Origin of the sequence: Aurantimonas sp. A3-2-R12 (assembly GCF_036016755.1) — a bacterium.
In the GTDB taxonomy this organism is placed as follows: domain Bacteria; phylum Pseudomonadota; class Alphaproteobacteria; order Rhizobiales; family Rhizobiaceae; genus Aurantimonas; species Aurantimonas coralicida_A.
On the sequence record NZ_JAYXIH010000028.1, the window covers coordinates 50434 to 57261 of the forward strand.

At 66.3% G+C, this 6828-nt stretch carries 8 protein-coding genes and 1 tRNA gene; 2 read left to right on the top strand and 7 right to left on the bottom strand.

What is annotated here, in order from left to right; all coding sequences use genetic code 11:
• Positions 1–6: 6 nt before the first annotated feature.
• From VSX60_RS14945 to VSX60_RS14965, 5 genes are all read right to left on the bottom strand, one after another.
• Positions 7–360, bottom strand: coding sequence for an SHOCT domain-containing protein (locus tag VSX60_RS14945; RefSeq protein WP_327625036.1), 354 nt, complete (start codon positions 358–360; stop codon positions 7–9).
• 125 nt (positions 361–485) lie between these two features.
• Entirely contained in the window at positions 486–1418 is a 933-nt protein-coding gene (locus VSX60_RS14950) for an SDR family oxidoreductase (RefSeq protein WP_327625049.1), read from the bottom strand.
• A 23-nt stretch (positions 1419–1441) separates the two neighbouring features.
• Positions 1442–1819 (bottom strand): hypothetical protein, encoded by a 378-nt coding sequence (locus VSX60_RS14955; protein WP_327625038.1) that lies wholly within the window; start codon positions 1817–1819, stop codon positions 1442–1444.
• Positions 1773–2954 carry a tRNA epoxyqueuosine(34) reductase QueG gene (gene queG / locus VSX60_RS14960; protein ID WP_327625040.1) on the bottom strand — a complete coding sequence of 394 codons (1182 nt, stop codon included), beginning with the start codon at positions 2952–2954 and terminating at the stop codon, positions 1773–1775. Before queG ends, VSX60_RS14955 begins: the two co-directional genes overlap by 47 nt.
• Before the next feature lie 51 nt (positions 2955–3005).
• Positions 3006–3698, bottom strand: a complete 693-nt coding sequence (locus VSX60_RS14965; protein ID WP_327625043.1) for a glutathione S-transferase family protein — start codon at positions 3696–3698, stop codon at positions 3006–3008.
• Positions 3699–4047: 349 nt separating this feature from the next.
• On the opposite strand from VSX60_RS14965, the gene VSX60_RS14970 reads away from it, so the two are divergent.
• Positions 4048–4854, top strand: coding sequence for an undecaprenyl-diphosphate phosphatase (locus VSX60_RS14970; protein WP_327625044.1), 807 nt, complete (start codon positions 4048–4050; stop codon positions 4852–4854).
• A 166-nt stretch (positions 4855–5020) separates the two neighbouring features.
• Here the strand turns inward: VSX60_RS14970 and VSX60_RS14975 are convergent, their stop codons facing one another.
• Positions 5021–6025 carry a complex I NDUFA9 subunit family protein gene (locus VSX60_RS14975; RefSeq protein WP_327625045.1) on the bottom strand — a complete coding sequence of 335 codons (1005 nt, stop codon included), beginning with the start codon at positions 6023–6025 and terminating at the stop codon, positions 5021–5023.
• Positions 6026–6237: 212 nt separating this feature from the next.
• On the opposite strand from VSX60_RS14975, the gene VSX60_RS14980 reads away from it, so the two are divergent.
• A tRNA-Leu gene (locus VSX60_RS14980) sits at positions 6238–6322 on the top strand.
• 29 nt (positions 6323–6351) lie between these two features.
• Here the strand turns inward: VSX60_RS14980 and VSX60_RS14985 are convergent.
• Entirely contained in the window at positions 6352–6570 is a 219-nt protein-coding gene (locus VSX60_RS14985) for a hypothetical protein (protein WP_327625046.1), read from the bottom strand.
• Positions 6571–6828 lie beyond the last annotated feature (258 nt).

Below are 6828 nucleotides of genomic sequence, written 5' to 3' on the forward strand. Positions count from 1 at the left end.
CTTCGGTCACTCGCCGAGGGTGCGCTTGCGTTCCTCGAAATCGTCCTTGTCGATCTCGCCGCGCGCATAGCGCTCCTTGAGGATATCGTGCGGCGAGCGTCCGCCCTGTTGATTGGGCGCCTGCATTGCCGGCCACGCCCCGCCGCCGAGCCAGCGCACCAGGAGGACAATGAGGCCGATCACGATGGCCAGGAACAAGATCATGAAAAAAGGACCGAAGATCATGCCGGACCAGCCTCCATCCCAGCCCATATGCGGGCCATAGGCGTATCGATAGGGTTCCGTCTGCTGCGCCAGGGCCATACCCGGCATCAGGGCGACGGCCGCGACCGCCGCCGGAATGATTGTGTACCTGCTCATTGTGCTGCTCCGTGTTTCCGGCTCGGGCGGCTCGCACGCGCGCGCTCCGCCGTACCATCCGCAAACCATGAACCTTCCAGCAACCGTCGCCTTGATGCGGATCAAACCGGGCGCGGGCGAGCGCCTTACCCGCCCTTTTCCTGTTTGTAATCCCCAACCAACCCCGCCAGGCCCTCGCGATAGGTCGGATAGCGGAAGGCGTAGCCCGCCGCCTTGATCTTGGCGTTGGAAATCCGCTTGTTCTCGCCGTAGAAACTGCGCGCCATCGGCGACAACTCGGCCTCGTCGAACCCGGTTTCCGGCGGCGGCGCGACGCCTGCGAGTTCGGCGGCGTGCGCGACGACGTCCTGTGGTGGCGCCGGCTCGTCGTCGCTGACGTTGAACACACCGCCGAGGCGCTGGCCGGCAAGCAGCGCCAACGCCCCGGCGATATCGTCGACATGGATGCGGTTGAACACCTGGCCGGGCTTCACCAGCCGCTTGGCCGTCCCCCTGGCCAGATTGACGAAACCGTTGCGGCCCGGCCCGTAAATGCCGGAAAGCCTGAGGATCGCCAACGGCACGCCGCGCGTTTCCGCGACCTCCCGCCAGGCATCCTCCGCCGCGACCCGCGCCTTGGAGCGCTCGGAGACCGGCCGGGTCTCGCTGTCCTCGTCGACCAAGTCGCCGTCATGGTCGCCATAGACGCCGACCGTCGACAGATAGCCGATCCATTGCAAATTCGGGCTGCCATGGGCGATCTCGTCGGCATACCAGCGCAGCACCGGATCGCCGGCCCGGGCGTTGGCGCCGCCGACGCAGGCGCCGGCCGGGGCGGCATGGCCGGGCGGGATCGAGACCAGGAGGTGGGTGGCGCGATAGAGCGTCGAGGCGATGCCGTCCGCCGGATGCTCGCCGTCGAAAACGAAGGGCTTCAGGCCATGCGCGGCCAAGCTTGCCGCCTTGTCCCTGGAGCGGACTGTAACGCCGGTGACCGTGTTCCTGTCGAAGGCCTTGGCGTCGAACGTCTCGACGAAGCGCGAAGCCGAATAGCCGTGGCCGAAGACGAAGAGCCGCATCCGAGATAGATCGGATATGTCCGTCATGCCGCTCGACCTTTGACACGCGAATGACGCCGGCCGGCCGGAACGATCTCGTCGACCTCGAGCCGACCGATCCTGAGACGGCCGATATCGGCGGACCCGACCTTTGCCCGACCGATCGACAGCCGACCGATCGCGAAGGCGCCGACCGCGATCGCTCCGACGGCGAGCGCGCAGATCGCCAGCGCCCCGACCGCCCCAGCGCCGATCGCCTGGCGGCGGCGCAGCGCGTCGGGCAGGCTGTCGCCGGCCCATTGCAGCGAGTGCCTGGCCTGCTCGACGCTCATTCTGCCAGCCTTGACCGCGGTTTCGCCGGCCGTAACGGCGGCATCACGCACCGTCTCGGCCGACTGCCTCGTCTTCCTGCCCCAGCGCATGCCATTCGCTCCTGACGTTCGGATTGTCTTCGCTATCGAGCGCCCCGACGCGTTCACGCAAGGCGTCGGCACGATCGAGACGGTCCAGCGCCCAGATCGCCATCGCCCGAACCAGCGGCGCTGGGTCCCGCAGCAGTCCCCCGACCATGGGAGCCAAATTCGGATTCCCGGAATTTCCGGCCGCGATCAGGCAGTTGGAGACGAACTTGTCGCGACCGATCCGCTTCACCGGCGAACCGGAAAACAGCGCCCGGAAGCCAGGATCGTCGAGGGCGAGCAGTTCCGCAAGGCGCGGCGCCCGCAATTCGTCGCGCGCGATCAGCTTGGCCTCGCGGGCGTTCGCCGCGAACTTGTTCCAGGGACAGACGGCGAGGCAGTCGTCGCAACCATAGATGCGGTTGCCCATCGCGGCGCGGAACTCGCGCGGGATCACCGCCTTGGTTTCGATGGTGAGGTAGGAGATGCAGCGCCGCGCGTCGAGTTGATAGGGCGTGGGGAACGCGTCGGTCGGACAGACGTCCTGGCAGGCGCGGCACGAGCCGCACAGGTCTCGACCCGGCGCGTCGGCGGGAAGCTCGAGCGTGGTGAAGATCGATCCGAGGAACAGCCAGGAGCCATGTTCCCGGCTGACCAGATTGGTGTGCTTGCCCTGCCAGCCGAGTCCGGCGATCTCGCCGAGCGGCTTTTCCATCACCGGCGCAGTGTCGACGAAGACCTTGGCGTCGTGGCCGCTGGCGGCGCCTCCGGCCTTGGCGATCAGCCGTGACGCCAGTTCCTTCAGCCGACCCTTGATCAGTTCGTGATAGTCGCGGTGGCGGGCATAGACCGAAATCCCGCCGCGATCGGGCCGCGACAGGATCGCCAGCGGGTCCTCGTCCGGCGCATAGCTCAGGCCCAGAACGATAATCGAGCGCACCTGTGGCCACAGCGCCCTCGCCGAGCGGCGCCGTTCCGCCGTCTCCGGCATCCAGTCCATGGTGCCGTGGCGGCCCTGGGCGAGGAAGTCGTCGAGCCGCGGACCGGCCGCAACGTCGCCGGTGCCCGGCGCGATGCCGACGGCGTCGAAGCCGAGACGGCGCGCGTCGTCCCGGATGAAGGATTTCAGGCGGTCAGGCAAATTGTGGGGTGGGGCCACCATGCGTCAGTTATAGCGAAAGCCTGCGGCCAGCGGAAACCGCCGCGCGGCTCAGAAATCCAGTTCGCCGTAATGATGTACCGGCGGCAGGCCGCGCACCCGTTCTGTGAGCAGCGGGCGGAAGGACGGCCGGGATTTCACCCGCATGTACCAGTCCTTGGCCGCCGGCTCCTGATCCCAAGCGACTTCGCCGAGATAGTCGAGGATCGACAGGGCGGCGGCCGCTGCCAGATCGGCGTAGGACAGCTTCGGCCCGGCCAGCCAGTCACGGCTTTCGGCCAGCCAGCCGAGATAGCGCAGATGGTGCTTGAGATTGGCCCGCGCGGCGCGGATCGCCGCGGCGTCGGGCGCACCGCCGCCCTCTTGCGGCTTCATTTCCAGCTTGAGCACCCGCTCGCGCACCAGATAGCGCGTCACCTCGCCGTCGAGTTTGGACAGGAACCATTCGGTCAGCCGGCGCGCCTCGGCCCGCTCGATCGGCTTTTCCGGCAACAGCCGCCGATCGCGCTGGAAGACGCCGCGCGTCTCGTCGAGATATTCGCCCACCACCGTCGCGCCGACGATCGGCGGGCCGTTGTCCTCGATCATCACCGGAAGCGTCGCCGCCGGATTGAGGGCGAGGAATTCCGGCCGCTTTTCCCAGGTCCGCTCCGGCAGAAGTTCGGCCCGCTCGCCGTATTCGCCGAGCACCAGCCGCACGAAGCGCGAGGCGGCGGACATCGGATGATGGTGAAGCTTCAGCATGAAAACGGGTCGGGCTCTTACGTGGGGTCGCCGGGCACGGCTGGCGGCGCCGGACCGTGATGATATCGAAGCACACGGCCGGAAGATCGGACGGTCGCGTTGACCAGAATTGTCGCAGGTCCGCGTCAACGAACCCTGAACAACCTCGCCTCGGTGTTTCCGGGCCACATAGCAGCATCCGTGTGGCTTGCAAGATGTTGCAATCCTCGGCCGAACGGAGTCAAAGCGCTGCGGGCCATGTTCCGCGTCGCGTTTCGATGCCCAGGCGCGTCTCTCACCGGGACCGGCATCGAACGCTTCGCATCGGCCTTCCCGCGCAGATCAGAGATTCATCAAGGACGACGCTTTCATGGAAATCGGGACCATCATTGATGCGGTCATCCTCGGCATTACCGAGGGTCTCACCGAGTTCATTCCGGTCTCCTCGACCGGGCATATCCTTTTGCTCGGCCATTTCCTCGGCTTCCAGTCGACCGCCCGGAGCTTCGAGGTGCTTATCCAGCTCGGCGCGATCCTGGCAATCCTCGCCGTCTATTTCGCCCGGCTGTGGCAGCTGTTCATCACGCTGCCGTCGAGCCCGAGAAGCCGCCGCTTCGTCGCCGGTATCGTGCTGGCCTTCCTGCCGGCGGCCTTCGCCGGCGTCCTGGCGCACGACTTCATCAAGACGGTGCTGTTCGAGACGCCGATCGTCATTTGCGTGGCGCTCGTCGTCGGCGGCATCCTGCTGCTTGTCGTCGACCGGATGCCGCTCACCGTGCGCTATCACGACGTCATGGACTATCCGCTCTCGCTCTGCCTGAAGATCGGCCTGTTCCAGACTTTGGCGCTGATCCCCGGCACGTCGCGCTCGGGCGCCACCATCGCCGGCGCGCTTTTAATGGGCACCGACAAGCGCTCGGCGGCCGAATTCTCGTTCTTCCTGGCCATGCCGACCATGGTCGGCGCATTCACCTACGATCTGATCAAGAACCGGGACCTTCTGTCGCTCGACGATTTCGGGCTGATCGCCATCGGCTTCGTCATGGCGTTCCTGTCGGCGCTCGTCGTCGTCCGCGGCCTGCTCGACTTCGTCTCGCGGCACGGCTTTGCGCCCTTCGCCTGGTGGCGCATCGCGGTGGGTCTGGCCGGTATCGTGGCGATTGTGGCGATCGGCTAACGCGGAATGAGGAATGAGGAATGAGGAATGAGGAATGAGGAAAAGTGAGAACCGGTTTTCCGCCCGCATTCCCCGCTGACCTGCTGGAATCGATCCTATTTCATCGTAATCGAGCGCGAATTAAGAGCCTGGACGCCGGCTGGCGTCCAGGCCTTGCGCGATCCGCTCAGACGAATTCTCTTTCGTCCGGCGTCAGGCCGCCGGCCTGCGGTTGCGGCGTGGTGAACTGGCCCTCCGGGCGAAACCGGACGAGATAGGTCGGCAGGATCGCGTCGATCGTATGCCCCTTCAGCCCGAAGGCGGCGAGGTCGCGGCCCTCAGCGATGGCTTCCTCGGAGACCACATTGTCGTGCCGCAACTGGCGGACCTGGTCCTCGGTCAACGGCGCGCCGGGCAGAAACCGCATGACCCGCGCCATCGAAGCGGCTGCGCCGAACGGGATCGTGACGAAACGGCGCTTGCGGGCGATCACTGCGAGCATCTCTTCCATCAGCTCGCGGAAGGTGAGGATCTCCGGCCCGCCGAGTTCATAGACGCGGCCACCCGCCACCTTGCCGTCCACCGTCGCGGCGATCGCCTCGGCGACGTCGCCGACATAGACCGGCTGAAAGCGGGTGCGGCCACCGCCGATCAGCGGCAGGACCGGCGAGAATCGCGCCATCTGGGCGAAGCGGTTGAAGAACTGGTCTTCCGCCCCGAACACGATCGAGGGCCGGATGATGGTAGCATCGGCAATCGTTTCGCGCACCGCCTGCTCGCCGGCCGCCTTGGTGCGGGCATAGGCGGAGTCGGAGGACGCGTCCGCCCCGATCGCCGAGATTTGGGTCATTCGCGCCCCGACGCCGCGTGCCGCCTCGGCCACCGCCTGCGCCCCGAAGGACTGCACCGCCTCGAAATTCTGGCGACCGCTTTCGGCGAGGATGCCGACGAGATTGATCACATGATCGGCGCCGGCGACCGCCCGATCCACCGACCAGCGATAGCGCAGATTCGCCTGGACCGGCATGATCTGGCCCATATTGCCGTTGGTCTGCAAGTGATAGGCCAGATCCGGCCGCCGGCAGGCGACGCGGATGCGGTAGCCGCGGCGAGCGAGCGCCAGCGTCACATAGCGGCCGAGGAAACCCGAACCGCCGAAGACCACTACTGTCTTGCCCGTGTCGACCGCCATCGTTCCTGCGCTCCTTGCTTGCCTCGCCATGTCGTCGCCCGGTAGCCCGCGCGCAATCGGCTTCGCCTTGCCTCATAACCGGTTCGCCCGCCAAGGTGAAGGCGCGAAAGCACCACCGCTTTCCCGTGGCCGTCCGCCCGGGCCTCGCCGATCGGGGCGCGAAAAAATCCGCGTTGACAGCGGCGGGTCCAGCTTCTAATTGTCCGCGCCGTGCCCAGGTGGCGGAATTGGTAGACGCGCACCGTTCAGGTCGGTGTGTCGCAAGGCGTGAAGGTTCGAGTCCTTTCCTGGGCACCATTTCCCAAAATTGAGAAGCGGCCCTGTGCCTAAGCGATGCCGTGGAGATTCGGCATGCGGCCCGGCAGCGCATTCGTCTGCGCATATCTGAGCGCTTGGAGGCGTGCGTAAGGGTCCCAGCTCGCGAGCGCTTTGCTCGCCGCGTCGGAGACTTCGAACTCGCCGCATCGCGGGCAGCGGATCATGGCGACATGCGCCGCTTCGGCCTCGCCCCGCTTCGCCGCTCCTTCGCAGATGATGCACCGCATTGGTCGCTTTCCTCCCGGCCTTCGATGAGGCGCCATCCTGCGCCTTCGGTCTTGGAAATGGAATAGCGGCGCCCGTTCACACCGCCGCATGATCGCGGACGCCGCAGAGAGTCTCTCACCGGCTGGTTCGGACGAAACAAGGGCGGCCCGGTTTGACCGGACCGCCCTGATTGGCATGGGAATGTTGTGCTGTTTCAGCCGCGTTCGCGGCCTTGTCAGAACTCTTCCCAGGTATCGGTTTCGTTGGCGGCGACCGGC